The 26,461-nt window shown below is 73.4% G+C and carries 24 protein-coding genes and 3 pseudogenes; 12 read left to right on the forward strand and 15 right to left on the reverse strand.

All coding sequences use genetic code 11. From position 1 onward, the window contains the following. Positions 1-101 precede the first annotated feature (101 nt). The 3 genes from Q3W71_RS19680 to Q3W71_RS19690 all read left to right on the forward strand — a co-directional run bounded on the left by Q3W71_RS19680 (position 102) and on the right by Q3W71_RS19690 (position 1,986). Positions 102-893 carry an EI24 domain-containing protein gene (locus tag Q3W71_RS19680; protein ID WP_302920816.1) on the forward strand — a complete coding sequence of 264 codons (792 nt, stop codon included), beginning with the start codon at positions 102-104 and terminating at the stop codon, positions 891-893. A 1-nt stretch (position 894) separates the two neighbouring features. After that, entirely contained in the window at positions 895-1,407 is a 513-nt protein-coding gene (locus tag Q3W71_RS19685) for an O-acetyl-ADP-ribose deacetylase (protein WP_302920817.1), read from the forward strand. Positions 1,408-1,707: 300 nt separating this feature from the next. Next, the gene (locus Q3W71_RS19690) at positions 1,708-1,986 is read left to right on the forward strand and encodes a hypothetical protein (RefSeq protein WP_302920818.1); all 279 of its coding nucleotides are present in this window, start codon (positions 1,708-1,710) and stop codon (positions 1,984-1,986) included. 170 nt (positions 1,987-2,156) lie between these two features. On the opposite strand, the gene Q3W71_RS19695 is transcribed toward Q3W71_RS19690, so the two are convergent. The 7 genes from Q3W71_RS19695 to Q3W71_RS19725 all read right to left on the reverse strand — a co-directional run bounded on the left by Q3W71_RS19695 (position 2,157) and on the right by Q3W71_RS19725 (position 9,296). Beyond that, complete coding sequence (locus Q3W71_RS19695) at positions 2,157-2,570, reverse strand: RidA family protein (RefSeq protein ID WP_302920819.1); 414 nt, start codon at positions 2,568-2,570, stop codon at positions 2,157-2,159. Positions 2,571-2,642: 72 nt separating this feature from the next. Further along, entirely contained in the window at positions 2,643-3,650 is a 1,008-nt protein-coding gene (locus Q3W71_RS19700; protein ID WP_302920820.1) for a LacI family DNA-binding transcriptional regulator, read from the reverse strand. Between the two features lie 20 nt (positions 3,651-3,670). Beyond that, on the reverse strand, positions 3,671-5,053 hold the full coding sequence (locus tag Q3W71_RS19705) for a GH1 family beta-glucosidase (RefSeq protein WP_302920821.1): 1,383 nt from the start codon (positions 5,051-5,053) through the stop codon (positions 3,671-3,673). Further along, the gene (locus Q3W71_RS19710) at positions 5,050-5,883 is read right to left on the reverse strand and encodes a carbohydrate ABC transporter permease (RefSeq protein ID WP_302920822.1); all 834 of its coding nucleotides are present in this window, start codon (positions 5,881-5,883) and stop codon (positions 5,050-5,052) included. The genes Q3W71_RS19705 and Q3W71_RS19710 overlap by 4 nt, the downstream gene beginning before the upstream one ends. Beyond that, complete coding sequence (locus tag Q3W71_RS19715) at positions 5,880-6,881, reverse strand: carbohydrate ABC transporter permease (protein WP_302920823.1); 1,002 nt, start codon at positions 6,879-6,881, stop codon at positions 5,880-5,882. The genes Q3W71_RS19710 and Q3W71_RS19715 overlap by 4 nt, the downstream gene beginning before the upstream one ends. Positions 6,882-7,015: 134 nt before the next feature. Then, on the reverse strand, positions 7,016-8,323 hold the full coding sequence (locus Q3W71_RS19720) for an extracellular solute-binding protein (RefSeq protein WP_302920824.1): 1,308 nt from the start codon (positions 8,321-8,323) through the stop codon (positions 7,016-7,018). Between the two features lie 211 nt (positions 8,324-8,534). Next, a complete protein-coding gene (locus Q3W71_RS19725; protein WP_302920825.1) occupies positions 8,535-9,296 on the reverse strand; it encodes a maleylpyruvate isomerase family mycothiol-dependent enzyme in 762 nt (253 codons plus the stop codon). Between the two features lie 69 nt (positions 9,297-9,365). On the opposite strand from Q3W71_RS19725, the pseudogene Q3W71_RS19730 reads away from it, so the two are divergent. Beyond that, positions 9,366-10,456, forward strand: a pseudogene (locus tag Q3W71_RS19730) (UDP-N-acetylmuramate dehydrogenase). Between the two features lie 175 nt (positions 10,457-10,631). On the opposite strand, the gene Q3W71_RS19735 reads toward Q3W71_RS19730, so the two are convergent. Continuing rightward, the gene (locus Q3W71_RS19735) at positions 10,632-11,429 is read right to left on the reverse strand and encodes a class I SAM-dependent methyltransferase (protein ID WP_302920826.1); all 798 of its coding nucleotides are present in this window, start codon (positions 11,427-11,429) and stop codon (positions 10,632-10,634) included. A 13-nt stretch (positions 11,430-11,442) separates the two neighbouring features. Further along, positions 11,443-12,207 carry an SDR family NAD(P)-dependent oxidoreductase gene (locus Q3W71_RS19740; RefSeq protein ID WP_302920827.1) on the reverse strand — a complete coding sequence of 255 codons (765 nt, stop codon included), beginning with the start codon at positions 12,205-12,207 and terminating at the stop codon, positions 11,443-11,445. 189 nt (positions 12,208-12,396) lie between these two features. Between Q3W71_RS19740 and mshA the strand changes: the two genes are divergently transcribed. The 3 genes and pseudogenes from mshA to Q3W71_RS19755 all read left to right on the forward strand — a co-directional run. Continuing rightward, positions 12,397-13,758 (forward strand): D-inositol-3-phosphate glycosyltransferase, encoded by a 1,362-nt coding sequence (gene mshA / locus Q3W71_RS19745; RefSeq protein ID WP_302920828.1) that lies wholly within the window; start codon positions 12,397-12,399, stop codon positions 13,756-13,758. 168 nt (positions 13,759-13,926) lie between these two features. Continuing rightward, a complete protein-coding gene (locus Q3W71_RS19750; protein WP_302920829.1) occupies positions 13,927-14,526 on the forward strand; it encodes a YbjN domain-containing protein in 600 nt (199 codons plus the stop codon). Between the two features lie 974 nt (positions 14,527-15,500). Further along, a pseudogene (locus tag Q3W71_RS19755) lies at positions 15,501-15,869 on the forward strand (hypothetical protein); the annotation flags it as partial. A 439-nt stretch (positions 15,870-16,308) separates the two neighbouring features. Here the strand turns inward: Q3W71_RS19755 and Q3W71_RS19760 are convergent. After that, on the reverse strand, positions 16,309-17,691 hold the full coding sequence (locus tag Q3W71_RS19760) for an MFS transporter (RefSeq protein WP_302920830.1): 1,383 nt from the start codon (positions 17,689-17,691) through the stop codon (positions 16,309-16,311). A gap of 303 nt (positions 17,692-17,994) precedes the next feature. Beyond that, positions 17,995-19,218 (reverse strand): annotated as a pseudogene (locus tag Q3W71_RS19765) (MDR family MFS transporter); the annotation flags it as partial. A 150-nt stretch (positions 19,219-19,368) separates the two neighbouring features. On the opposite strand from Q3W71_RS19765, the gene Q3W71_RS19770 reads away from it, so the two are divergent. Then, positions 19,369-20,136: a phosphoglyceromutase gene (locus Q3W71_RS19770; RefSeq protein WP_302920831.1), complete on the forward strand. Its 768-nt coding sequence runs from the start codon at positions 19,369-19,371 to the stop codon at positions 20,134-20,136. Positions 20,137-20,181: 45 nt separating this feature from the next. Here the strand turns inward: Q3W71_RS19770 and phoU are convergent, their stop codons facing one another. Further along, positions 20,182-20,835 (reverse strand): phosphate signaling complex protein PhoU, encoded by a 654-nt coding sequence (gene phoU / locus Q3W71_RS19775; protein WP_302920832.1) that lies wholly within the window; start codon positions 20,833-20,835, stop codon positions 20,182-20,184. Between the two features lie 198 nt (positions 20,836-21,033). Between phoU and Q3W71_RS19780 the strand changes: the two genes are divergently transcribed. Further along, the gene (locus Q3W71_RS19780; RefSeq protein ID WP_302920833.1) at positions 21,034-22,320 is read left to right on the forward strand and encodes an ATP-binding protein; all 1,287 of its coding nucleotides are present in this window, start codon (positions 21,034-21,036) and stop codon (positions 22,318-22,320) included. A 23-nt stretch (positions 22,321-22,343) separates the two neighbouring features. Further along, entirely contained in the window at positions 22,344-23,027 is a 684-nt protein-coding gene (locus tag Q3W71_RS19785; protein WP_302920834.1) for a response regulator transcription factor, read from the forward strand. A 70-nt stretch (positions 23,028-23,097) separates the two neighbouring features. Here Q3W71_RS19785 and Q3W71_RS19790 read toward each other — a convergent pair whose 3' ends face one another. Genes Q3W71_RS19790 through Q3W71_RS19800 form a run of 3 tightly spaced genes read right to left on the reverse strand, consistent with a single transcriptional unit; the run spans position 23,098 to position 24,539 of the window. Then, positions 23,098-23,487: a type II toxin-antitoxin system death-on-curing family toxin gene (locus Q3W71_RS19790; RefSeq protein ID WP_302920835.1), complete on the reverse strand. Its 390-nt coding sequence runs from the start codon at positions 23,485-23,487 to the stop codon at positions 23,098-23,100. Next, positions 23,484-23,684, reverse strand: a complete 201-nt coding sequence (locus Q3W71_RS19795) for a hypothetical protein (RefSeq protein ID WP_302920836.1) — start codon at positions 23,682-23,684, stop codon at positions 23,484-23,486. The genes Q3W71_RS19790 and Q3W71_RS19795 overlap by 4 nt, the downstream gene beginning before the upstream one ends. Positions 23,685-23,729: 45 nt before the next feature. After that, positions 23,730-24,539, reverse strand: coding sequence for a hypothetical protein (locus Q3W71_RS19800; protein ID WP_302920837.1), 810 nt, complete (start codon positions 24,537-24,539; stop codon positions 23,730-23,732). Positions 24,540-24,613: 74 nt separating this feature from the next. Here Q3W71_RS19800 and Q3W71_RS19805 point away from each other — a divergent pair, with 74 nt between their 5' ends. Further along, a complete protein-coding gene (locus Q3W71_RS19805) occupies positions 24,614-25,558 on the forward strand; it encodes a Ppx/GppA phosphatase family protein (protein ID WP_302920838.1) in 945 nt (314 codons plus the stop codon). A 75-nt stretch (positions 25,559-25,633) separates the two neighbouring features. Beyond that, positions 25,634-26,440, forward strand: coding sequence for a sugar phosphate isomerase/epimerase (locus Q3W71_RS19810; protein ID WP_302920839.1), 807 nt, complete (start codon positions 25,634-25,636; stop codon positions 26,438-26,440). Positions 26,441-26,461 lie beyond the last annotated feature (21 nt).

Genomic DNA, 26,461 nt, shown 5'->3' on the forward strand with positions numbered 1-26,461 from the left:
CGGCGGCGGATCGACCACACGGCGATCTTGGGGGACGGCGCCGGTTGATCCCGGTGATCCACCGACCGGTTGATGCGCAGGCGGCCACTAGGCTCTCCGTCGTGACCGCACCCCGCCTCGCCGCGCCCGTGACCGGCGCCGCCCGCCGGTTCTTCACCGGCGTCGGGCTGCTGCTGCGTGGACTCGCCCTCTACGTCCGCAGCCCCGGCCTGATGCTGCTCGGCATCGTGCCGGCTCTGATCTCCGGTGCGCTCTTCGTCACCGCGTTCGTCGCCCTGGCGTTCTTCGTGGACGACCTGGCCGAGTGGGTCACCCCGTTCGCCGACGACTGGTCGGCGACCCCGCGCAGCCTGGTCCGGGTGGTCGCCGGGCTGGCCTTCCTCGGGCTCGGCGGCCTGCTCGGGGTGCTCGCCTTCACCGCCGTCACGCTGGTGATCGGCGACCCGTTCTACGAGAAGATCTCCGAGCGGGTGGAGGAGCGGCTCGGCGGTACGCCGGGCGCCGTCGAGGTGCCGTTCTGGTCGTCGCTGCGCCGCAGCCTGGCCGACTCGGTCCGGCTGGTGGCCCTGTCGGTGCTGTTCGGCATCCCGCTCTTCGCGGCCGGCTTCATCCCGGTGGTCGGCCAGACAGTGGTCCCGGTCATCGGCGCGGCGGTGGGCGGTTGGCTGCTCGCGCTGGAACTGGTCGGCGCGCCCTTCTACCGGCGCGGGATGCGGCTGCCGGACCGCCGCTCGGTCCTGAAGGCGGACCGGCCCACCGCGCTCGGCTTCGGGGTGGCGGTCTTCGTCTGCTTCCTCATCCCGCTCGGCGCGGTGCTCATCATGCCGGCGGCGGTCGCCGGCGCCACCCTGCTGGCCCGCCGGTCGCTCGGGCAGTCCATCGAGGAGCGCTGACGTGCGGATCGTCCTGGTCCAGGGGGACATCACCACCCAGCAGGTGGACGTGGTGGTCAACGCGGCGAACTCGTCGCTGCTCGGTGGCGGGGGCGTGGACGGCGCCATCCACCGGCGGGGCGGCCCGGCCATCCTGGCCGAGTGCCGGGCGCTGCGCGCCTCCCGCTACGAACGCGGCCTGCCGACCGGCCAGGCGGTCGCCACCACCGCCGGTGACCTGCCGGCCCGCTGGGTGGTGCACACCGTCGGGCCGGTCTGGTCGGCCACCGAGGACCGCTCGGCGCTGCTGCGCGACTGCTACGCCAACAGCCTGCGGCTCGCCGACGGGTTGGGTGCGCGGACGGTGGCGTTCCCGCTCGTCTCGGCCGGTGTCTACGGCTGGCCGGTCGCGGACGCGGTCGGCCAGGCCCTGGCCGTACTGCGCGCCGCCACCCCGGCGACCGTCACCGAGGCACGGCTGGTGCTCTTCGGGCCGGACACCTACGAGGTCGCCCAGCGGGTCCACGCCGGCTGAGCCTGCCGCCCGCGCGCCCGCTTCCGGTTGCATACCCGAACGGTTCTGGCGAGGATGATTCCGGATCGGGTGCCGATTCCCGCCCGGTTTCGCCCGTGCATAGCCGTTCCTGCCCGACTCGGCAGTTCTAAGCAGTTAATACCTATTTCTAGCAGCACGGGAAGAAATGCATTCCGCGTGCCTTTCTGTCGGGAAATTGTGCTGGGACAATCCGTCTGAAAAACGCCTTCATCGGGCTATTCGCCTATACATTTCCTCCCGTGCCGGTAATCGGCGCCGGTGACGACATGGGGGTGAGCGATGAGGGCAGGCTTCGCGCGCCTGGCCGCGGCCGCGGTGGCGGTCGGCGTGCTGGTGTGGGGAGAGGCGTCGTCGGCCCTGGCGGGCGCCTCCGCCGACCTCGACCGGAGCGCCACGCCGACCGCGGAACCACCGTCGGCCGACCCGCCGGTCAACCGGGACGCGCGGCCGGCCGGATGGTGGGGCGGCGACGCGGTGCCGCTCGCGGCGCTCGGTCTCGGCCTGGTCGTGCTCGGCAGCGTGCTCAACGGCGCCCACCGCCAGCAGGCGGACGACTGAAACGGCTTTACCCGAACGTAGCTCCGGCCTCCGCGCAGTGCGGTCGTGGGAGCCGGGCTACGGGGCCGGGGGCCTCTCCGTCGCCGGGAGAGGCCCCCGCTGCCGTACCGGGACGGCTCCCGGCGGGCGGCGCGGGCCGGCGAACCCGGCGGGCGGCGGGGTGAACCCGGTCAGCCGGCCGAACGGACGGCGGCGACCGCCTCCACCTCGACCAGTTGGTCGTCGTAGCCGAGCACTGCCACCCCGAGCAGGGTGCTCGGCGGGTCGTGGTCGCCGAAGTGGTCGCGGACCACCTCCCAGACGGTGACCAGGTCGTCCTGCCGGTTCGACGCCACGTAGACGGTGGTCTTGACCACGTCGACGAGCCGGGCGCCGGCCGCCGCGAGGGCGGTCTCCAGGTTGGCCATCACCTGCCGTGCCTGGGCGGCGGGGTCGCCGGGCGCCACCGTCCGGCCGTCCGCGTCGAGCGGGCAGGCGCCGGCGGTGAAGACCAGGCGGGCGGGCGGCTCGACCGTGGCGGCGTACGCGTACTCGGCGACGTCGGAGAGCGCGGGCACCGGGATCAGGCGGGTCGCATCGGGCACCGCTCGACGCTACCGCCGGCCGCGCCGGCCGCTCGACCGAATATCGCCGCGGCGAGGGCCGGCGAGGGCCGGTCAGGCGGACTCGCGCCGGATCAGCTCGGTCGGCAGCACGAGGGCGGTCTCGACGGTCTCGCCGGCGGCCAGCCGGAGCAACTGGCGGGTCATCTGCCGGCCGATCTCCTGGATCGGCTGCCGGACAGTGGTCAGCGGCGGCTCGGTGTAGGCGGCGGTCTCGATGTCGTCGAAGCCGATCACCGCCACGTCGTCCGGCACCCGCCGCCCGGCCTCCCGCAGCGTACGCAGGGCGGCGTGCGCCATCAGGTCGGAGGCGGCGAAGACCGCGTCCAGGTCGGGGTGCTCGGCGAGCAGCTGCCGCATCGCCGCCGCCCCGGACTCCCGGGTGAAGTCACCGAACGCCACCAGCTCGGGCAGCCCGGCCGCGGCGACCGTGTCCCGGTAGCCGGCGAGCCGCTCGATCCCGGCGACCATGTCCTGCGGGCCGGCGATGGTGGCGATCCGCCGCCGGCCGATCCCGACCAGGTGCCGGATCGCGGCGGTCACCCCGCCGACCTGGTCGACGTCCACGTACGGCACGTCGGCGGCGCCGAGCGGCCGGCCGCTGCACACCACCGGGATGCCCAGCCGGGCGAGCCGGCCGGGCAGCGGGTCGGCGCCGTGCAGCGACGCGAACAGCACCCCGTCGACGTGCCGCCCGGTGGTGTACCGCTCCACCCGGGCGTGCCCGGCCGGCGAGCCGGCCAGCATCAGCACCAGCTGCTTGTCGGCCGCCTCCAGCTCCTGGCTGACCCCGAGGATGATGCCCGGGAAGACCTGGTCGTCGGAGAAGACCCGGGTGGCCGCCTCCGGCATCACCAGGGCGATCGAGTCGGTCCGCTGGGTGACCAGGCTGCGGGCGGCCAGGTTCGGCACGTACCCCAGCTCGGCCACCGCCCGGTTGACCGCCTCCCGGATCGGTTCGGCCACCGTGGTGGAGCCGTTCACCACCCGGGAGACGGTGGCCCGAGAGACCCCGGCCCGGCGGGCCACCGCTTCCAGCGTCGGCCGTTGCGCCGTCGTCATGGCCGCCATCCCCCCGCTCGTCACAGCCCGTTCCGGGAGATCACCTCCTGGTACCACCGGGCGCTGGCCTTCGGTGTGCGCCGCTGGGTCAGGTAGTCGACGTGGACGATCCCGAACCGCTTGCGGTAGCCCTCCGCCCACTCGAAGTTGTCCAGCAATGACCATACGAGATAGCCGCGCAGGTCCACCCCCCGGGCGATGGCCTCGTGGGCGGCGCGCAGGTGCCCGTCGAGGTACGCGATCCGGTCGGTGTCGACCACGCCGCCCCCGCCGTCCGGGCCGTCCGCCCCGGGCTTGTCCGGGAACGCCGCGCCGTTCTCGGTGATCAGCATCGGCACGCCCGGATAGTCGGTGGCGATCCGCTCCAGCAGCCGGGTCAGCCCGGCCGGCTCGATCATCCAGCCCATGTCGGTCAGCGGGCCGACCGGCGGCAGGAACTCCACCGCGCCGGCGGTGCCCGGATAGGCGCCCCCGCCGCCGGCCCCGCCGGGCCGGCCGGCGACGTAGGTGGGCTGGTAGTAGTTGATGCCGAGCAGGTCGATCGGGGCGGCGATCAGCTTCTCGTCGCCGTCCCGGACGAACGCCGGCTCGACGATCCCGCCGACGTGTTCCAGCACGTCCTCCGGGTAGCCGCCGGCCAGCAGCGGGTCCAGGAAGATCCGGTTGTGCAGGCCGTCGACCAGGCGCACCGCGGCGGCGTCGGCGGCGCTGGCCGGGTCGGCGGGGCGCACGTCGGCCGGGTTGAGGGTGATCCCGATCGTCTCCGCGCCGGCCGCGCGCAGTGCCCGCGCCGCCAGGCCGTGCCCGAGCAGCAGGTGGTGTACGGCGGTGAAGGCGGCCGCCGGGTCCTGCTCGCCGGGCGCGTGCACCCCGTTGCCGTAGCCGAGGTAGGCCGAGCACCACGGCTCGTTGAGCGTGGTCCAGGTGCCCACCCGGTCGCCGAGCCGGGCGTGCACCGCGGTGGCGTACACGGCGAAGTGCTCGGCGGTCTCCCGGTTGGTCCAGCCGCCCCGGTCGCCCAGGGTCTGCGGCAGGTCCCAGTGGTAGAGCGTGACGATCGGGTCGATGCCCCGGTCGAGCAGCGCGTCGACCAGCCGGTCGTAGAAGTCCAGGCCGCGCGGGTTGGCCGGGCCGGTGCCGTCCGGCTGGATCCGGGGCCAGGCCACCGAGAAGCGGTACGCTCGCAGCCCCAGCTCCGCCATCAGCGCCACGTCGTCGGCGTACCGGTGGTAGTGGTCGCAGGCGACGTCGCCGGTGTGCCCCTGGAACACCTTCCCCGGGGTACGGCTGAAGGTGTCCCAGATGGACGGGCCGCGACCGTCGTCCCGCGCCGCGCCCTCGATCTGGTAGGCGGCGGTGGCGGCGCCCCAGAGGAAGTTCTCGGGAAATCGGAGATTGCTCAAGCCTTGACCGCACCTTCCATGATGCCGCCGATGATCTGGCGGCCGAACAGGACGAAGACCAGCAGCAGCGGGAGCGTCGCGATGGCCGTACCGGTGAAGACCTGCGACATGTCCTGGTAGTACCCGTCGGAAAGGGCCCGCAGGGAGAGCTGCACGGTCGGGTTCTCCGGGTCGTTGAGCACAGCGTACGGCCAGAGGAAGTCGTTCCAGGTGGTCATGAAGGTGAGCAGGCCGAGCACCGCCGCGGCGGGGCGCAGCGCGGGCAGCACCACGTTCCAGTAGATCCGGGCCGTGCCGCAGCCGTCGACCCGGGCCGCCTCGATCAGCTCGGTGCTGACCGCCTGGCCGGCGTACTGCCGCATCATGAACACCCCGAAACCGGTGACCAGCGCCGGCACGATCACCGCCGGTAGCCGGTCGTTCCAGTTCAGCTTCGTCATCAGCATGTACAGCGGGATGACGCCGAGCTGGGTCGGCACCATCATGGTCGCGATGATCACCAGCAGCAGCGCGTTGCGACCCCGGAAGCGCAGCTTGGCGAAGGCGAACCCGGCCAGGGTGGAGAAGAACACCACCGAGGCGGTGACGACTGTCGACACGATCGCCGAGTTGATCAGACCGGTCAGGAAGTACGCGTCGGTGTTGTCGAACAGCCGCGCGATGTTCGCGCCGAGGTTGCCGCCGGGGGTGACCGGCGGTGGCACCTGCCCCATCGCGTCGCTGGACCGGCTGGCCACCACGAACATCCAGTAGATCGGGAAGATCGACAGGAACGCGGCGGCGAGCAGCGCGCCGTACGTCAGCGGGCTGGCCCGCCACAGCCGGCTCATCGGAGGTCTCCCTTCGCGGCCCGGCCACCGGGCGTCTGCCCGCCGAGCCGCCGGATGATCAGTACGTTGACCGCCGCCACCACGGCGATCAGGGCGAAGAGCAGCCAGGCCACCGCCGAGCCGTAGCCGAAGTTGTAGTGCGGCGCGAAGGCGTTCTCGAACATGTACATGGTCACCGTCTGCGACTCGCGCAGCGGTCCGCCGCGGATCGGGTTGGTCCCGGAGTGGAACAGCCGGGGCTCGGTGAAGAGCTGGAGCCCGCCGATGGTGGAGATGATGACCGCGAAGATGATCGTCGGCTTGAGCAGCGGCACGGTGATCGACCAGAACTGCCGGGCCCGGTTCGCCCCGTCGATCGCCGCCGACTCGTAGAGGTCGCGCGGGATGGCCTGCATGGCGGCCAGGAAGATCAGCGCGTTGTAGCCGGTCCACCGCCAGTCGACCATCGCCGAGATGGCCACCCAGGAGGCGAACCGGTCCGACTTCCAGTTGACCGCGTCGATCCCGACCAGGTCGAGCAGCCAGTTCACCATGCCGAACTCGCGGCCGAAGAGCACCCCGAAGACGATGGCGACGGCGGCGGTGGAGGTGACGTTCGGGATCAGCACCGCCATCCGCCACCCGGTGCGGGCCCGCAGCGACCGGTTGAGCAGGTTGGCCAGCCAGAGCGCGGCGAGCAGTTGCGGGACGGTGGAGATGACGAAGATGCCGAGGGTGTTCACCACCGCGTGCCAGAAGTCGGCGTCGGCCATCAGCCGGGTGTAGTTCTCCGCGCCGACGAACGGGTGGTCGCTGCCGAGCAGGTCCCAGTCGTGCAGCGAGACCCAGAAGGTGTAGACCAGCGGGTACACCCCGAACACCGCGAAGAGCAGGAAGAACGGGGCGATGTAGAGGTAGGGCGAGTACCTGGTGTCGAACCGGCTGAGCCGGTGCGCCCGGGTGGGCCGCGCGGTGGCCGCCGGTACCACCGGAGGCCGCGCGTCGAGCTGGACGCTCATGGCCGGAAACTCCTCTCCAGCGCCGACCGCCCCGCGTCCGGCGCCCCGCCGGCCGCCCGGAGCTGGGCGTCGCGGGGGCGCGACGACCGGCCCCGGGGCGGCCGGGCCGGGGAGCGGGCAGGGGGCGGCGGGGGCTACTTGGCGGCGGCCTTCTTGGCGTTGGACACCGCGTCGGTCCAGCCCTGGTCCGGGCTGCGCTGGCCCAGCTCGACGGTCCGCACGGCGTTCTCCACCTCGGTCCGGACGGCCTGGTTCTTCGGCCCCATGTAGACCGGCTTCAGGTTCTTCGCCCCGGCGGCGAAGATCTGGCCGACCGGCGCGCCGGAGAAGTACGCGTTGGTCGCCCCGGTGATGGCCGGGTCCTCCAGCGCCTGCGGCGACGAGGGCAGCGGGCCCTTGGCCTTGAACGCGCCGATCTGCCCCTTGGCGCTGGTGAGGAACTTGGCCAGCTCGATCGCCTCGGCCTGGTGCTTGCTCTGCTTGGGCACCGCGAGGTAGGAGCCGCCCCAGTTGCCGCCGTTGCCGGGCACCTGGGCGATGTCCCACTTGCCGGAGGCCTCCGCGCCGGCGTTGCCCTCGATCACCCCGGTCATCCAGGCGGGGCAGGCGATGGTGGCGAACTTGGCCTGCTTGAAGGCGGAGACCCACTCCTCGGACCAGGCGCCGTACTTGCCGGACAGGCCCGAGTCGATGATGTCCATGGTGGTGTCCCAGGCCTGCCGGACCGCCGGGTTGCTGTCCACCACGAGGTTGTCCGAGGTGTCGTAGTAGCTGTAACCCTGGGCGTTGCCGGCGGTCTGCAACAGGATGGTGTTGAAGGTGTTGGTGGCCGCGTCCAGGAACGCCGCGCCGGTCTTCTTCGCGGTGAACTGCTCGCCGACCCGGATGTAGTCCTGCCAGGTGGGCCAGAGCTTGGCGACCGCCTCGCGGTCGGTGGGCAGCCCCGCCTTGGCGAACAGGTCCTTGCGGTAGCACATCGCCATGCCGCCCACGTCGGTGCCGAGGCCGATGAGGTGCTTGCCGTCGGCGGTCAGCCCGCCGTTCCACTTCCAGTCCAGGAAGTTGCCCTTGAGCTCGGCGGCGCCGTGGTCGAGCAGGTTCACGAAGTTGCCGGGGTTGGCCTTGTACTCGACCAGCAGCCCCTCCTCGATGGCCACGATGTCGCCGGCGCCCTTGCCGGCGGCGAGCCACTGGGTGAGCTTCGGCGAGTACTCGTCGAGGTTGCCGCCGGTGCCCCGTTCGACGATCTTCACGCCGGGGTGGCTGGCCATGTACTCCTGGTAGAGCTGCTCGTAGCCGAACTGGCCGAAGACGTCGACGGTCAGCGTGATCGTGCCGTCGTCGTCGGCGGCGTCGTCGCCACCGCAGCCGGTGGTGAGGAGCAGTGCGCTGGCGGTGGCCAGGGCGACCGCCGCGAGGCGGCGGCGCGAAAAGGCACCCATCTGTCTCGGACCCCTCTCAGGTCGGGCGGGTGGTGGTGGATGAATCTGAGAGAGCGCTCTCACGTAGATTGCTGGCCGGTCCGGGACGTGTCAAGAGAGCGCTCTCCGAGGCGTCCGGATCGTTACCTCGGCGCGCGCCTCACCCGGTGGTCGCGACACGACAGTGGCCCCCCGTCGCCGGGAGGCCACTGGGTCGTCGACGGTGCGGCGGTCAGCCGGTGCGCAGGCCGTCGAGCAGGGTGCGGTCGCCCTCCACGTCGAGGGTGTCGAAGCTGACCCGGCCCCAGAGCGCCAGCAGCAGGTCGCTCGCCGTGCCGCTGACCTGCACCCGGGCGTGGTGGTCGTCGTGGTCGAAAATGGTGGCGGTGTCCAGCAGGGCGACCCCCTCGCCGCGCAGCCTCAGGTACCACTCCTGCGCGGTGTCCACCGCGGAGAGGTGCACCACGCCGTGCCACTGGCCCTGGACCCGCCGCCGCCCGGCGGGCAGCCAGGTGTCCAGCACCTCGCTCACCCCGTCGGCGGCGAGCTTCGCCTCCACCGGCTCGCCGGCGGCGATGGCGAGCTGGGCGTCCCAGCGGTGCACCGCCGTCTCGTGCGCGGCCCGGCGCGGCCAGAACCCGGCCTTCTTCGGCTGCGGCGCCCAGTTCCAGGCCGGGGCCTCCGGGTCGAGCCCGTCGAAGAGGGTCATCAGCCGGTCGAACTCGTGTTGCCAGACCTGCACGGGGGTGCCGCCCGGTTCGAGGTCGGCGGGGTCGAGACCCTTCGGCGGGGCGGTGGTCGCGCCCGAGCCGGCGACCGAGTGCGCCCAGCGGTAGAAGGCGGCCAGGTGCAGGGTGAGGTCGGCGACCGTCCAGCCGGGGCAGGACAGCACCGGGGTCTCGGGAGGTGCCTCGGCCACGGCGGCGGCGAACGCCGGCCCCTCCGTGCGCAGCGCGCCGATCCAGAAGTCCTTGGTGCCGTGCAGTCTGCTCATCGCCATCCTCCCGGGGGTGACCCGGCCACCAGTGAGTGCCGCGGCTACCCACAGCCTAGGGTGAAAGGCGTGTCAGACGTCTACGCCCAGCCGACAACCGGAGCCGGAGCCGACGCCATGTGCGATCTGGCGCGTTTCACCACGTTGCGCCTGGGCGGCCCGGCAGGGCGGATAACGACCGCCACCAACGCGGAGGAAATCGTCCGAAGCGTACGCGAGGCGCAGGGACGGGACGAGCCGGTCCTGATCCTCGCCGGCGGCAGCAACGTGGTGATCGGGGACGCCGGTTTCCCCGGCACGGTGGTGCTGGTCCGCTCGCGTGGCCTGCGGGTCCTCGCCGAGGACGCGGACTCGGTCACCGTACGGGTCGAGGCGGGCGAGCCGTGGGACGAGCTGGTCGCCACCACTGTCGCCAACGGCTGGTCCGGCCTGGAGTGCCTCTCCGGGGTCCCCGGCTCGACCGGCGCCACCCCGATCCAGAACGTGGGCGCGTACGGGCAGGAGGTCGCCGAGACCATCACCGCCGTCCAGGTCTACGACCGGGTGGAGGGCGTCACCGGGCGGATCGCCGCCGCCGACTGCGGCTTCGCCTACCGGTCCAGCATCTTCAAGTACAGCGACCGCTGGGTGGTGCTCGCCGTCGACTTCCGGCTGGCCCGCTCGCCGCTCTCCGGCCCGGTCCGCTACGCGGAGCTGGCCCGGGCGCTCGGCGTCGAGGTGGGCGACCGGGTGCCGCTGGCCGACGCGAGGGCCACCGTGCTGCGGCTGCGCGCCGGCAAGGGCATGGTGCTCGACCCCACCGACCCGGACACCCGCTCGGTCGGCTCCTTCTTCACCAACCCGGTGCTGGACCGGTCGGCGTACGAGCTGCTGCGCGAGCGCGCGGCCGACCTCGGCGACCCGCCGGCCTGGCCGGGCGCCGGCGACGTGGTCAAGGTCAGCGCCGCCTGGCTGATCGACAAGGCCGGCTTCGGCAAGGGCCACCCCGGCCCGGAGGGTGTGGCCATCTCCAGCAAGCACACCCTGGCGCTGACCAACCGCGGCGGCAACGCCAGCACGGCCGCCCTGGTCGAGCTGGCCCGGGAGATCCGCGACGGCGTCCACCACCGCTTCGGCCACCCTCCACCCCCGAACCCGTCCTCATCAACTGCACCATCTGACCCCCCCACCCCCCCGCCCCCGCCCGCGCCCCCCGCCCCCCCGCCCCCCCCGCCCCCCCGCCCCCGCCCCGCCCCCTTGATCATGGGTTGGCGGCGATGTCGATCGCGGGAACCGACGCCAACCTCATGATCAACCTGGGTGGGGGGGGGGTGGGGGTGAGTGGGTGGGGGTGGGTCAGGTGGGGGAGATGGTGGGCCAGGGGAGGGTCAGTTCGCCGAGGCGCCAGCGGCGGGGGCGGTCGAGGACGGGCCAGCCGGCGGCCCTGACCGACTCGACGGTGCGCAGCCAGCGTTGCCGGGGGCCGTACGGGGCGTAGCCGGCGGCGGCGTGCCAGGCGTCGTCGAGCGCGCGGAGGAAGTCGTGGATCGGCTCGCCGGGCACGTTGCGGTGGATCAGCGCCTTGGGCAGCCGCTCGGCCAGCTCGGCCGGGCTGCCCAGGGTGCCGAGCTTCGCGGCCAGGGTCAGCGTGCGCGGCCCGTCGGCGTCGAGCAGCACCCAGCCGCCGAGCCGGCCCAGCTCGTCGCAGGTCCCCTCGACCAGCAACCCGCCGGGGGCGAGCCCGCCGGTCATCGTCCGCCAGGCGCCGGCCACCTCGCTCTCGTCGTACTGGCGCAGCACGTTGAACGCGCGGACCAGGGCGGGCCGCAGCCCGGCCAGCTCGAAGCCGCCCCGGGCGAAGGTGAGCCACGGCGGGTCGGCGGCCGGCTCGGCGGCGGCCACCCGTACCGGATCGATCTCCAGCCCGACCACCCGCACGTCGGCGCGGACCGCGGCGGCCAGCCGGGCGCGCAGCTCCACAGCGGTGACCGGGGTCGCCCCGTAGCCGAGGTCGACCACCAGCGGGTCGGCCGCGGCGCGCAACCGGTCCCCGCAAGTGGCGACGATCCAGTTGTCCACCCGGCGCAGCCGGTTGGGGTTGGTCGTCCCCCGGGTCACCACGCCGAGCGGCCGGCGCCGCGCCGTCCCCGCCACGCCCGGGCCCGTCTCAGCCGACCCGGTGCACCTTGTGCTGGGCGGCCTGCGCCAGCGGGCGGACGACCAGCCGGTCCACGTTGACGTGGTGCGGGCGGGTGGCGCACCAGGCGATGCAGTCGGCGACGTCGTCGGCGACCAGCGGCTCGGGCACCCCGGCGTAGACAGCGGCGGCCCTGTCGGCGTCGCCGTCGAAGCGGACCAGCCCGAACTCGTCGGTCTTCACCATCCCGGGGTCGATCTCGATGACCCGGACCGGCCGGCCGCAGAGTTCCAGCCGCAACGTGCCGGCCATCGCGGTCTGCGCGTGCTTGGCCGCGGTGTAGCCGCCCCCGCCCTCGTACACCACGAAGCCGGCGGTGGACGAGACGATCACGATCGTGCCGGCCCCGGAGGACTCCAGCGCGGGCAGCAGCGCCTGGGTGACCCGCAGCGTGCCGAGCACGTTGGTGTCGTACATCCACTGCCAGTCGGCGACCGAGCCGGACTCCACCGGGTCCAGCCCGCGCGCGCCGCCGGCGTTGTTCACCAGCAGGGTGACCGGCCCGGGGGCCGCGGCCGCCGCCTCGGCGAGCCCGGCGACCGACTCGTCGGAGGTGATGTCGCAGGTCACCGCCGTGGCCGCGCCGCCGGCCGCGGTGATCTCGTCGACCAGGCCGGCCAGCCGGTCGGCACGCCGGGCGGCGGCGAGCACGTGGAAACCCTCGGCGGCGAGCCGGCGGGCGGTGGCCGCGCCGATCCCGCTGGACGCTCCGGTGACGATGGCGACTGGGCTCATCCGGCCATTGTCTCCCCGGCCGGTGCGGCGGCTCGCGCCGGCCCGGCGGCGCCGCGATGAGGTCCGTCACGCCCGACCGCCTCCCCGGGCATTACCGATCCCCGATGGGGAAGATGACATCCGGCGAGGACGTTGTCCGAAAAGCGCCGGGCGTGCGGGACGGCATCAACCGTGACAGAGGGAGCGGACGTGGCGGAATTGCACACCGGCGTGGGTCGGCAGCGAGGTGCCCGGCCGTGGCCGCGGCCCCGGCGGATCGCGACCCTCTCGGTGCACACCTCACCCCTGCACCAGCCCGGCACCGGCGACGCCGGCGGGATGAACGTCTACATCCTCGAGGTGGCCCGGCGGCTGGCCGAGGCGGACGTCGAGGTGGACATCTTCACCCGGGCCACCTCCGGAGACCTGCCCCCGGTCGTCGAGATGGCGCCCGGCGTGCACGTCCGGCACGTCATCTCCGGTCCGCTGGAGGGTCTCACCAAGGAGGAGCTGCCGGGTCAGCTCTGCGCCTTCAGCGCCGGCGTGCTCCGGGCCGAGGCCGCCCGGCCGCCGGGCTGGTACGACCTCATCCACTCCCACTACTGGCTCTCCGGTCAGGTCGGCTGGCTGGCCAAGGAACGGTGGGGGGTGCCGCTGGTGCACACCGCGCACACCCTCGCGAAGGTCAAGAACGCCCAGCTGGCGACCGGTGACCGGCCGGAGCCCAAGGCCCGGGTGATCGGCGAGGAGCAGGTGGTCGCCGAGGCCGACCGGCTGGTCGCCAACACCGGGGTCGAGGCCCGCGACCTGATCGACCGGTACGACGCCGAGCCGGCCCGGGTCGCGGTGGTCGAGCCCGGGGTCGACCTGGCCCGGTTCCGGCCGGCCCGGGACCGGGCCGCGGCCCGGGTCGCGGCCCGCCGCCGGCTCGGGCTGCCCGCCACCGGGTACGTGGTGGCGTTCGTCGGCCGCATCCAGCCGTTGAAGGCGCCCGACGTGCTGGTCCGGGCCGCCGCCGCGCTGCGCGAGTGCGATCCGGAGCTGGCCGCCGAGCTGACCGTGGTGGTCTGTGGCGGGCCGAGCGGCAGCGGCCTGGACCGGCCCACCGCGCTGATCGAACTGGCCGGCTCGCTCGGCATCGCCGACCGGGTGCGCTTCCTGCCCCCGCAGACCGGCGACGACCTGCCCGCCCTGTACCGGGCCGCGGACCTGGTCGCGGTGCCGTCGTACAACGAGTCCTTCGGCCTGGTCGCCCTGGAGGCGCAGGCCTGCGGTACGCCGGTGCTGGCGGCCGCCGTCGGCGGCCTGGTCACGGCGGTGCGGGACCAGGTCAGCGGGGTGCTGGTGGACGGCCACGACCCGGCCGACTGGGCCGCCGCGCTCGGCCGGCTGCTGCCCGACCGGCTGCGCCGGGAGGAGCTGTCCCGCAACGCCGAGCGGCACGCGCGCCACTTCTCCTGGGACCGGACCGTCGCCGGGCTGCTCGACGTCTACGGCGAGGCGATCTCCGCGCACCGGGCCCGGCTCGCCGCCGAACTGGCCGGCGACCCCGCCCTCTCCTGCTCCTGGTGACGCGGCCGCACGCCCGGGGTGGGTGCGCCGCGAAGTTGGTGTGCACGGTCGAGCCCGCTGCCGCGGGGTCGTATCCCTGGTGTCGGCGCGCGTGGGCGGGGCGCCCGTGACGCCTGCGGTGGCTCGCCCGTCCGGTGAGCTGGCCGGGGCGGCCGTAGAGTGGGTCCGGTGAGCGGGAAGAGCGATCTTGAAGCCCTGATCGAGTCGGTCTGCGACGAGCGGGAGCTGGCCTGGGAGCCCACCGGCCCGGGGTCGTACGCGGTCACCCTGCCCGGCACGCACAAGCTCAAGACCATCTGCAACCTGATCGTCGGCGAGCACGCGCTGCGGATCGAGGCGTTCGTGATGCGCCAGCCGGACGAGCGCCGCGAGGAGCTGTGGGCCTGGCTGTTGCAGCGCAACGCCCGGATGTACGGGGTGTCCTTCTCCATCGACGCGGTCGGCGACGTCTACCTGACCGGTCGGGTCAACCCGGCCGGGGTCGACGCGGACGAGCTCGACCGGCTGCTCGGCGCGGTGCTGACGTACGCCGACGAGTCCTTCGACACGATGCTGGAGATCGGCTTCGGCAGCTCGATCCGCCGGGAGTGGGAGTGGCGGGTCAAGCGGGGCGAATCCACCGCGAACCTGGCGGCGTTCGCGCACCTCTTCGAGCCGTCCGGTGGCGGTGCCGCCGGTGCCGGCACCGGCGAGCCGGGCGGTTCCGGGAACGCCGTTTCCGGTGCCGGGCGCACCGATGCGACGGGTGGAGGTTCGGACCCGTCCTGAGGGGTATGCCGCACCGCGCGGTGCGGCACTTGGGACCCGCCGCGTGCCGAAGACGGACTGTCGAGGAGCGTGAGCGTCCCATGGCTCAGCGGAACAGCTCAGGTCGCGGCGGGACTGCGACCAGGACGAAACGGCAGGCGGGCAACCGGACCCCGAACACCCCGGAGATCTCCGAGTCGGAGATCTCCCGGATGCGGGTCGACGACCTCCGCGGCCAGCTGCGCCGACACGGGGTTTCCGGAATATCCGCGCTGCGCAAGCCGGACCTGGTGAAGACCCTGGTCCGGACCCTGCGGTCGGCCGGGGGAGCGGGCCGGCGGAGCACCGGGCCGGCGGGCCGGGCCACCGGCACGAAGGCGGCGGCCGGTCGCGCCGCGGCCACGAAGAAGGCGGCCGGCAAGGCGGCACCGGCCCGGGCCAAGGCCGCCCCGGCGAACAAGACCGCCCCGGCGAAGAAGGCCGCGCTGAAGAAGGCGGCGGCGAAGAAGGCGCCGGCGAAGAAGACCACGGCGGCGAAGAAGGCGCCCGCGAAGAAGGCGGCCGGCGCGACCGCGGCGAAGAAGACCGCGACTGCCCGGCGGACCACGGCGGCGGCCAAGAAGGCGCCGGCCAAGAAGGCACCCGCGAAGAAGGCGCCGGCGGCGAAGAAGACCACGGCGGCGCGGCGGACCACGGCGGCGGCCAAGAAGGCGCCGGCCAAGAAGGCACCCGCGAAGAAGGCGCCGGCGGCGAAGAAGACCACGGCGGCGCGGCGGACGACCGCGGCGGCCAAGAAGGCGCCGGCGAAGAAGGCGCCCGCCGCGAGGAAGACCACGGCCGCGAAGACCACGGCCGCGAAGACCACGGCAGCGAAGACCACAGCCGCGAAGACCACGGCGGCGGGGCGGACCACCACGGCCGCGAAGAAGGCGCCCGCGGCCCAGAAGGCCACGGCCGGGGCGACGCGGATGCCGGCGCCGAGCGCGGGTGGCGGGGTCCGTACCGGGCGGAGCAGTTCCCGGTCCGTCACCTCGTCCCAGCCGATCACGTCCCTCGCCGACCGGCCGGAACGCCCCGGGCGGAGCCTGGTCACCAGCAACCACGAGGTGATCCAGCGCTGGGCGCAGGAACGGGGCGCGAAGCCGGCCACCATCGCCGGCACCGAGCGGGAGGGCCGGGCCGGGGTGCTGACGTTCAACATCCCGGGCTACCGGGAGAGCAGCCGGATCCGCGAGATCACCTGGGACGAGTGGTTCCAGACCTTCGACCTGCGCAAGCTGAACCTGATCTACCAGGAGCAGCTGCGCGACGGCCGGCAGAGCAACTTCTTCCGGACCGAGTCTCCGGACCGGGAGGACGCGTGAGCGAGCGGTCCGGGCGGCGGCGCGCGATGTCCGTCGAGTTTCGGCGCCCGGGGTGTTTGCGGGAATTGCCGACGGGTATCCGCAGTTGACCTGGAGACGAGGCCCGGCGAAGCGGTCCACCTGATCCGTGTGACCGGCGAGACAGCCGGAGCGGGTTGAATCCGTAAACCGGGCGAACTAACTTTATTGCACCGCGCCACGCTTGGAAACGTTCGGGGGAGCGGCGGATCGATCAGATCCGTGCACCGGGCGAGGCGCAGGGGACGAGTGGAGCAACATCGTTGGGGGACGGTGTCCACTCGTTTGGACCGGCGGCGCGAGCGGGCGACGCTTACGGGGGTGAGTGCCGCCCGCCGCCGCCGGTCATACGGTGCGGGTGCCCGTCACGACTCTGTCGTGGCGGGCGCTTTGCGTTCCGTACCGGTCGGCTGTCCGGTTGTCAGCCGCCGGTGAGGGCCGGCTCGGGGCGCTCGGCGGTGGCCCGGCGCAGCGCGGCCACCCGCCGTTCCCGGGGCGGGCCGGCCCAGAGGTGCCCGGCGGCGGCCAGCAGCCCCAGCCCGCCGACGACCAGCCAGTGCCGCTCGCCGAGGTACTGCAGGCTCACCCCGCCGAGGGTGGGCGCCACGAACGACGCGGCCGGGAAGGCCAGGTAGAAGACCGACTGGTAGCGGGCCCGCAGGTCGGGCGGGGCGAGGTCGGCGTTGATCTGCGCGTTCGGCGGCGCGGCCAGCATCGAGCCCACCGTCCAGACCACCGCGGCGCCCAGGTAGACCGCCAGGTCGTCGGCGAAGGCGAGGGCGCCGAAGCCGAGCGCGAGCAGCCCGGTGGAGACGGCCAGCACGTGGTCCTTGCGGTGCCGCTCGATCAACCGGGGCACGAAGAGCTGGCCGAGCACGATCAGCACCCCGCCGAGCGCCACCACCGCGCCGTACGCGGACGGGCTGAGCCCGTCCGACCGCATGGCCAGCGGCATGATCGTCGAGGTCTGCAGGGTCAGTACGGCCAGCACGAAGGTCAGGCCCACGAAGACCAGGAAGATCCGGTCGGTCAGCGCGGTGCGCAGCCCGGGCCGACGGGAGCGTCGGCCCGGCCACACCGGCCCGCCGTCCGGGCCGACCCGGCCTCGGCCGGCCGCCGTCGCCGGGGCTCCATGGCCCGGATCGTGGACGGTTTCGGTTCGGGTGGAACGGAAACCGTCCACGATCGGAGCGCGGCGGGCGCTGCCGGCGCGGCCCGGGAGGGTCTCCGGGACCTTCCAGGCGATCACCGCGGCGGCCAGCAGGGTGGCCGCCGCGTCGACCAGGAAGAGCGCGACGAAGCTCGCCTCGGCGAGGACGCCGGCCAGCAGCGAGGCCACCGCCATGCCCAGGTTGAACGCCCAGAACTGGAGGTTGAAGGCGCGCGAGCGGCGCTGCTCGGGCACCACGTCGACGATCGCCGCGACGAACGCCGGGCTGGGCATCGAGTGGACGACGCCGACCAGCGCGGCCAGCACCGCGATCACCACCAGGTGGCGGCTGAACGCCAGCGCCACCATCAGGGCCGCGGTGACCAGGTGGGCCGCGAGCAGCGTGGACCGCCGGCCCCACCGGTCGGCGAGCACCCCGCCGAGCAGCACCCCGGCCGCCCCGCCGGCCCCGTACGCGCCGACCACCACGCCGGCCACCGCCTCGCTCGCGCCCCGCGCCGCGGTCAGGTAGAGCGGCAGGAAGAGCATCGCGAACGCGCCGGCCCGGTTGATCAGCAGCCCGGCCCAGAGGTACCAGAAGGTGGCGGGCAACCCGCCGGCGGTGTCGTCCAGCCAGCGCCGCAGGGGCCGCACGCGTCCTCCGTACAGTTCAGTTAACTAACAGTTTCGTCCAGACGGTAGGGACCCCGGCCGTCGGGCGCCACGTGTCGCTGGTCACCGCGTCCCGGCCGACTCGGTCGACCGGGTCGGGCCCCGACCACCCGTCCCCGGCCCGGCCGCACCCGCCGCGGCGCCGCCGTCGGTGGTGGCGGGAGGCGGGGAGACCTCGGTCGTGGCGTTCGGCGTCACCGGCAGGGCGGGGGCGGTGGCCGCCGCCTCGGCCGCCTCGGGCACCGGCGTCCGGGTGGCGGTGACCGGCACGACCTGCTCGGCGACCGCCCGCAGCGCGGCGGCGCGCCGCTCCCGGGCCGGCCCGGAGACCAGGTGGGCCACCGCCGCCACGGCGCCGATCGCGGCGCAGCCGAGCCAGAGGGCGCCGTTGCCGGCCTGCTCCCGGACCAGGCCGCCGAGGATCGGGGCCAGCGCGCCGGCGGCCTGCCAGGAGAGCGAGAAGACGCCCTGGTAGCGGCCGCGCAGCGCGGCGGGCGAGAGTTCGGCGATGAGGGTGGCGTTGGACGGCGAGTTGAGCATCTCGCCGAGCGTCCAGATCAGCACGGTGATCCCGTACAACCAGGCGGTGTCGGCGAACGCGGTCAGCCCGAAGCCGACGCCCATCACCACCGAGGCCAGGGCGAGCACGTGCGACCGGCTCCGGCCGCGGATCAGCCGGGGGACGAAGAGCTGTCCCACCACGATCAGCACGCCGTTGAGCGCGATCACCGAGCCGTACGTGGCGGGGCTCAGGCCGGAGTCGCCCATCGCGATCGGCAGCATCGAGATGTGCTGGAGGAAGACCAGCGCGGCGAGCAGGTTCAACGCCACGAAGCCCAGGAAGACCCGGTCGGCCAGGATGGTGCGCAGCGCCCCGGCCGGTGCGGGGCCCTTGGCGCGTGCCGGCGTGGCGGTGATGCCGGTCCCGGTCTCGCCCACCTTGACGAAGATGATCAGCGCGGTGACCAGCGTGGTGATCGCGTCGACCACGAAGAGCAGCAGGTAGCCGGCCTGGGCGGCGAGGCCGGCGAGCACCGCGGCGCAGGCGAAGCCGAGGTTGATCGCCCAGTAGTTCAGGGAGAAGGCGCGCAGCCGGTCCTTGGCCGGCACCACGTCGATCATCATCGCGCCGAACGCCGGCCGGGCCGCCTCGGCGAACAGGCCGAGCAGCAGCGCGCCGAGCGCCACCGCCCACAGGTCCCGGGCGAAGCCGAGGGCGAGCATCATGGTGGCCGCGCCCAGGTGGGCGGTGAGCAGGGTGGGGCGGCGTCCCCAGCGGTCGGTCAGGGTGCCGCCGACGGTGGTGCCGACCGCGCCGCCGACGCCCCAGAGCCCGATCACCAGGCCGGCCTGCGAGGCGGAGAAGCCGCGCTCCTGGGTGAGGTAGATGGCCAGGAACACCAGCACGAACGAGCCGAGCCGGTTGATCAGGGTGCCGGTCCAGAGGTACCAGAACCGCCCCGGCAGTCCGCCCGCCGTGTCCCTGAACCAGCCTCGTACCGTCCGCATCCGGCGCCCCCGCTTCGGTAATGACCGATCTATCACAAACGCCTTACAACCTAGTGCCGGGGCGGAGTGCCGGTCATCGGCTTTTCCACGTGGTGGTCGTCACGACCGGTCGCCGCGTGTCCGACCGCCGGGTACGGCAGGATGATCCGCATGACTGCGAGCGAGGGGCCCACCGTCGGGACGCTGGTCCTGCTGCGGCACGGCGAGAGCGACTGGAACGCCAAGAACCTCTTCACCGGCTGGGTCGACGTCGACCTCACCGAGAAGGGCGAGAACGAGGCGCGCCGCGGCGGCGAGCTGATGCGCGAGCACGGCCTGCTGCCGGACGTGGTGCACACCAGCGTGCTGCGGCGCGCGATCCGGACCGCCGAGCTGTCACTGAGCGCCGCGGACCGGCACTGGATCGCGGTCCGCCGGTCCTGGCGGCTCAACGAGCGCCACTACGGCGCGTTGCAGGGCAAGAACAAGAAGCAGACGCTGGACGAGTACGGCGAGGAGCAGTTCATGCTCTGGCGCCGGTCGTACGACACCCCGCCGCCGCCGATCGCCGACGACGACGAGTGGTCCCAGGTCGGCGACCCGCGGTACGCGCTGCTGCCGAGCGAGCTGATGCCGCGCACCGAGTGCCTCAAGGACGTCGTCGAGCGGATGCTGCCCTACTGGTACGACTCGATCGTGCCGGACATCCTGGCCGGCCGGACGGTGCTGGTGGCCGCGCACGGCAACTCGCTGCGGGCGCTGGTCAAGCACCTGGACCAGATCTCCGACGAGGCGATCGCCAAGCTCAACATCCCGACCGGCATCCCGCTGCGCTACGACCTCGACCCGCACCTGCGCCCGCTCACCCTGGGCGGCACCTACCTGGACCCGACGGCCGCCAAGGAGGCCGCCGCCGCGGTGGCCAACCAGGGCCGCTGAACGCCACCGGGCCCCGGCCGACCGGCCGGGGCCCGGGGTGGCGGCTCAGCTGGCCGAGGGCGCGGTCTCGCCGGTGATCAGGTAGATCACGTGCTCGGCGGTGTTCACCGCGTGGTCGGCGAACCGCTCGTAGAAGCGGCCGAGCAGGGTGGCGTCGATCGCGGTCTCCACCCCGTACGGCCAGTCCTCGCCGAGCAGCACGCCGAACAGGCTGCGGTGCAGGTCGTCCATGGCGTCGTCGACGCGGTCCAGTTCGGCGGCGACCGCCACGTCGGGCTTGGCCAGCACCGAGGCGATCTTCTCGGCCATCCGGTCGGCGATGGCGGCCATGTCGGTGAAGATCGGCCGCAGCTCGGCCGGCACCGCCGGCGACGGGTGCCGCCGCAGCGCGGTCTTGGCCACGTGGTCGGCCAGGTCGCCCATCCGCTCCAGGTCGGCCGCGACGTGCAGTGCCGTGATCATGGCGCGCAGGTCGGAGGCGACCGGCGCCTGGCGGGCGAGCAGGTCGCAGACCCGCTCCTCGACGTGCCGGTAGAGGTCGTCGATCTCGGCGTCCCGCTCGATCACCGTCTCGGCGGCCCGGCGGTCCGCGGTGAGCAGGGCGCGGGTGGCCTGCCGCATCGCGGCCCGGATCCCCTCCGCCATGTCCACCAGCAGTTGGCTGACGATCTGCAGGTCAGCCCGGAACTCGTCGCGCATCTTCACGTCCTGGAATCGGTGACCGCCGGCCGGGCCGGCGCGGGATGGGCAGTGCGCCGCCAGGCTAGGTCGCCCGGGCGGACCGCAGATGAACCCGGGTGAACGACGCCGGACGCGGGGGTGAACTTTCCCGGACGTGAAGGTGGTTCGTCCTGTTATGGGCGATGCCCAGGTTAACAATGACCCTACGATCGCCGGGTGGAATGGGCGGTGACCCTCGGTGTGGTCGTTGGCCTGGTGGCCGGGCTGGCCGCCGGGTTGCTGCTGGTCGTGATGGTCCCGGCGGTACGCGCCCGGGTCACCTCGGTGGCGGGCCGCTCCGGCCGCCGCCTCGGCATGGGGAGGCTCGCGATACCCGATGACCAGCAGGCGGGGCTCGGCCGCCGGACCATCGACTCGCTCCGCGCCGGAGTGGTGGTGCTGGACGCGGACGACCAGCCCGTCCGGGTCAACCCGGCCGCCCGGGCGATGGGGCTGCTGCGCACCGGGGCCACGCCCGGTTCGGTCGTTGCCCACCCGTTGATCCGTACGCTCGCCGGCCAGGTGCGCCGCACCGGCGTGCGGCGCGAGATCGAGCTGGACCTGCCGCGCGGCCGCGACAGCGCCGGGGAGAACCCGCTCGGGGTGCACCTGCGGGCGATGGCGATCGGCGGCGGGCACGTCGCCGTGGAGGCGGTGGACGTGACCGAGTCGCACCGGCTGGCCCGGGTGCGGCGGGACTTCGTGGCGAACGTCAGCCACGAGCTGAAGACCCCGATCGGCGCCCTCCAGCTGCTCGCCGAGGCGCTGCTCGACGCCACCGAGCCGGCCGGCGCCGGTGCGCCGGACCTGTCCGAGGACCTGGTCGCCGCCCGGCGTTTCGCCGAGCGGATCCAGCACGAGTCGACCCGGCTCGGCCGGCTGGTGCAGGAGCTGCTGGAACTCACCCGGTTGCAGGGCGCCGAGCCGCAGCCGCCGCCGGAGCCGGTCGCGGTGGACTGGGTGGTCGCCGAGGTGGTCGACCGCACCCGCACCAGTGCCGCGGCCCGGCACATCGAGGTGGCGGTCACCGGCGAGCGGGGCCTGACCGTGTACGGCAGCGACACCCAACTCGCCACGGCGGTGTCGAACCTGGTGGAGAACGCCATCAACTACTCGGGCGAGGACACCACGGTCCGGATCGCCACCCGGGCCGACGACGAGCACGTGGAGATCGCCGTCACCGACCAGGGCATCGGGATCGCCCCGACCGACGTCGACCGGATCTTCGAGCGGTTCTACCGGGCCGACCAGGCGCGCTCCCGGGACACCGGCGGCACCGGCCTCGGGCTGGCCATCGTCAAACACATCGCGAGCAACCATGGCGGACGGGTCGAGGTGGCGAGCACTCTTGGTGGTGGGTCGACGTTCACCCTGCGGCTGCCCGCCCGTCCCCCGGACGACCTCCTGGCGACACTGCCACCCGCTGGGATCGAGGCCGGTCCGGCCGAGCTCCGGCAGGCCTGACAGCAATGGAAAGGAAAAGCCCGTTGAGCCGCGTTCTGGTGGTCGAGGACGAGGAGTCGTTCTCCGACGCCCTGTCGTACATGCTCCGCAAGGAGGGCTTCGAGGTCTCCGTCGCCGCGACGGGGCCCACCGCCCTCACCGAGTTCGACCGGACCGGCGCCGACATCGTGCTGCTCGACCTGATGCTGCCCGAGATGTCGGGCACCGAGGTGTGCCGGCAGCTGCGGCAGCGCTCCCACGTGCCGATCATCATGGTCACCGCGCGGGACAGCGAGATCGACAAGGTGGTCGGTCTGGAGATCGGCGCCGACGACTACGTGACCAAGCCGTACTCGCCGCGTGAGCTGGTCGCCCGGATCCGGGCGGTGCTGCGCCGGCAGAGCGCCGAGGTGGCCGAGTCCGGCGCCCCGACGCTGGCCGCGGGCCCGGTCCGGATGGACATCGAGCGGCACGTGGTGACCGTCGACGGCGCCCCGGTGCAGCTGCCGCTGAAGGAGTTCGAGCTGCTGGAGCTGTTGCTGCGTAACGCCGGCCGGGTGCTCACCCGGGGCCAGCTCATCGACCGGGTCTGGGGCGCCGACTACGTCGGCGACACCAAGACCCTGGACGTGCACGTGAAGCGGCTGCGCTCGAAGATCGAGCCGGAGCCGTCGGCGCCGCGCTTCATCGTCACCGTCCGCGGCCTCGGCTACAAGTTCGAGCCCTGATCCGCGACGCCTGCGGGATCCTGGTATGCCAACCGCCCTCGGGCCGTTGCGTACCAGGATCTCTCCGGGGTCAGAACACCTTGCGGAGCGCGTCCGCTATCTGGTCGACCTCGGTCAGTCGGCCGTCGGCGACCGCGATGACGACGTCGTACGCCCCGTCCAGGTCGGCGCCGCGCAGCTCGTCGGCGGAGATGGCGCGGTTCTGGGCCAGGCAGGTCACCGCCACGATCCAACCCATCCGCTTGTTGCCATCGACGAACGGGTGGTTGTTGACCAGCGAGTGCAGCAGCGCGGCGGCCTTCGTCCACAGGTCGGGATAGGCGTCCGCGCCCAAGACGTTGGTCCGGGGCCGGGCGAGAGCCGACTCGATGAGCCCGGCGTCCCGGACGCCGGCACCGATCTTGCGGGCGATCCGGGCGACGTCGGCCAGGGTGGGGTGGTAGACCTCGTCCGGCATCATTCCGCCAGTCGGGCCAGCAGCGTGGCGTGGCGCTCGATGATCTCGTCGGCCAGGTCCTCGAAGCGTTGGGCGTTCCGCCGGGCGAGGTAGTCGTCGATCGCGGTGACCACGATCGCGTGCATCGACCGGTCCTCCTCCTCGGCGACCAGCCGGAGCCGCTCTTCGCGTTCCTCGTCGAGTCGCAGTGTCATGGCCATGGCCCCAATGGTAGCAATCGTGCTACCAAGATCACTTCGATCGGTTCAGGTGGGGTCGGCGGGGTGCGGGGCGACCATGCCCTGGCGGGACCGGGCCGCGCAGAGTTCGGCCAGCTTGGCGTACGCGGGGGCGCCGATCAGCGCGGTCAGCTCGGGGCCGTAGGAGACGTACATCGGCTCGGCGCCGACGTGCGCGTCGGTCGAGGAGGTGCACCACCAGTCCAGGTCGTGGCCGCCGGCGCCCCAGCCGCGCCGGTCGAACTCGGCCAGCGTGGAGACCAGCACCTTGGTGTTGTCCGGCCGCTTGACCCAGTCCTGGTCCCGGCGGATCGGCAGCTGCCAGCACACGTCCGGCTTGTACTCCAGCGGGTGCACCCCGTCGCGCAGCGCCTGGGCGTGCAGCGCGCAGCCGCCCCCGGCCGGGAAGTCCGCGTCGTTGAGGAAGACGCAGGGGCCGTCCGGGCCCTGGGTCGCGGTCCGCCGGGCCGGGTTCTTCCCGTCGACGGTGTCCTCCTCGGTCCACTGCTTGAAGCCGCGCCGGAAGTGCTGCCAGGTCGCCGGGGTGAGCCGCTTGACCGCCGTGCGGACCCGCTTCTCGTCGTCGGAGTCGGTGAAGAACGCGCCGTGCGAGCAGCAGCCCTCGGCGGACCGGCCGGCGATGATGCCGTGGCAGCCCCGGCCGAACACGCACGTCCAGCGGGAGAGCAGCCAGGTGAGGTCGGCCCGGATCAGGTGCTGTTCGTCGGCCGGGTCGGCGAACTCGACCCACTCCCGGGGGAAGTCCAGCGGCACCTCGCGACTGCGCGGGTCCGCCGGGTCGTCCACCAGCACGCGGAGTTCGATCTGCCCTGTCACCCGGCCCAGCGTACGCGCGGTGCCGCTCGCGGGCCGCCGAGCCGCGCAAACGAGTTGGCCCTAGGGTCGACAGCATGCGACTGGGTGTCCTCGACGTGGGTTCCAACACGGTGCACCTGCTGGTGGTCGACGCCCATCACGGCGCGCACCCGTGGCCGGCGCACTCGGAGAAGGTGGTGCTGCGCCTCGCCGAGCAGATCGGCCCGGACGGCGCGCTCACCGAGGCGGGCGCGGACGGCCTGGTCAAGGCGGTCGGCATGGCCAAGGCGGCGGCCGCCGGCCTGGAGACCGACGACCTGCTCGCGTTCGCCACCTCCGCCGTCCGGGACGCCACCAACGCGCCGGAGGTGCTGGCCCGGGTCCGCGACGAGACGGGCGTACGGCTGGCGGTGCTCTCCGGCGCGGACGAGGCACGGCTGACCTTCCTCGCCGTCCGGCGCTGGTTCGGCTGGTCGGCCGGGCGGCTGCTGGTGCTGGACATCGGCGGCGGCTCGCTGGAGCTGGCGGCCGGCATCGACGAGGAGCCGGACGTCGCGGAGTCGCTGCCGCTCGGCGCGGGCCGGCTGACCCGCGACCGGCTCGGCACCACCCCGGACAGTGCCGCCCCGCCCCCGGCCGAGCGGGTGGACGAGCTGCGGGCGTACGTCGACGGGCTGCTCGACCCGGTGGTGAAGCGGATGACCGAGGTGGGCTGGGAGCGGCCGGTGGCCACCTCGAAGACGTTCCGCACCCTGGCCCGGCTGGCCGGCGCGGCCCCGTCCGGCGCCGGGCTCTGGGCCCGCCGCCGGCTGACCCGGGCCGGGCTGCGGCAGGTGCTCGGCTTCATCCGGCACATCCCGCCGGCCCAACTGGTCGAACTCGACGGGGTCAGCGCCGGCCGGGCACACCAGTTGCTGGCCGGTGCGGTGGTCGCCGAGGCGGTGATGCGCCGGCTGGACGTGGACGCGCTGGACATCTGCCCCTGGGCGCTGCGCGAGGGCGTGATCCTGCGCCGCCTGGACCAGCTCGACCCGGCGTGATCCGCCCGAGCGGTTGGCACCGGTTTGCGGCTGCTCGTCACGATGCCGTCACCGCAGCGGGCTACCCTGACAGGTGTGACTTCCCCAGTCCCGGTGCTCCTGTCCAGTTCCTCGGTCTTCCCTGAGCGGACCGCGGCGGCGTTCCAGCTGGCCGCGGCGCTGGGCTACGACGGCCTCGAGGTGATGGTCTGGACGGACGCCGTCAGCCAGGACGCCGGCGCGCTGCGCGGCCTCTCCGAGCACTACGGCGTGCCGGTGCTCTCCGTCCACGCGCCCTGCCTGCTGGTCACCCAGCGGGTGTGGAGCCCGGACCCGTGGGAGCGGCTGCGCCGCTCCGCCGAGCTGGCCACGACCCTCGGGGCGCCGACCGTGGTGGTCCACCCGCCCTTCACCTGGCAGCGGGACTACGCCCGCAACTTCGCCGACGGGCTGGAAAAGATCGCCCGGGAGTACCCCGACCTGCGGTTCCCGGTGGAGAACATGTTCCCGGTCCGGATGGCCGGCCGACAGTTCGTGCCGTACGTCCCGGGTTGGGACCCGACCGCCACCGGCTACGCCTCCTACACGCTCGACCTGTCGCACTGCGCCGCCTCGCACACCGACGCCATGGCGATGGCCGACCGGATGGGCGAGGGCCTGGTCCACGTGCACCTCGGCGACGGCACCGGCGAGGGGCGCGACGAGCACCTGGTGCCGGGACGCGGCACCCAGCCCTGCGCGGAGCTGCTCTCCTCGCTGGCCGGGCGCGGGTTCACCGGCTCGGTCGCGGTGGAGGTCACCACCCGGGGCGCGAAGAGTCGCGCGGTGCGCGAAGCGGATCTGCGCGCCGCGCTGGAGTTCGCCCGCGAGCACCTGAGCACGCCGTCCCCGGTGGACGCCTGACCGGCGCCCACCGGGCCGGGC

The organism is Micromonospora sp. C28SCA-DRY-2 (assembly GCF_030519475.1).
GTDB lineage: Bacteria > Actinomycetota > Actinomycetes > Mycobacteriales > Micromonosporaceae > Micromonospora.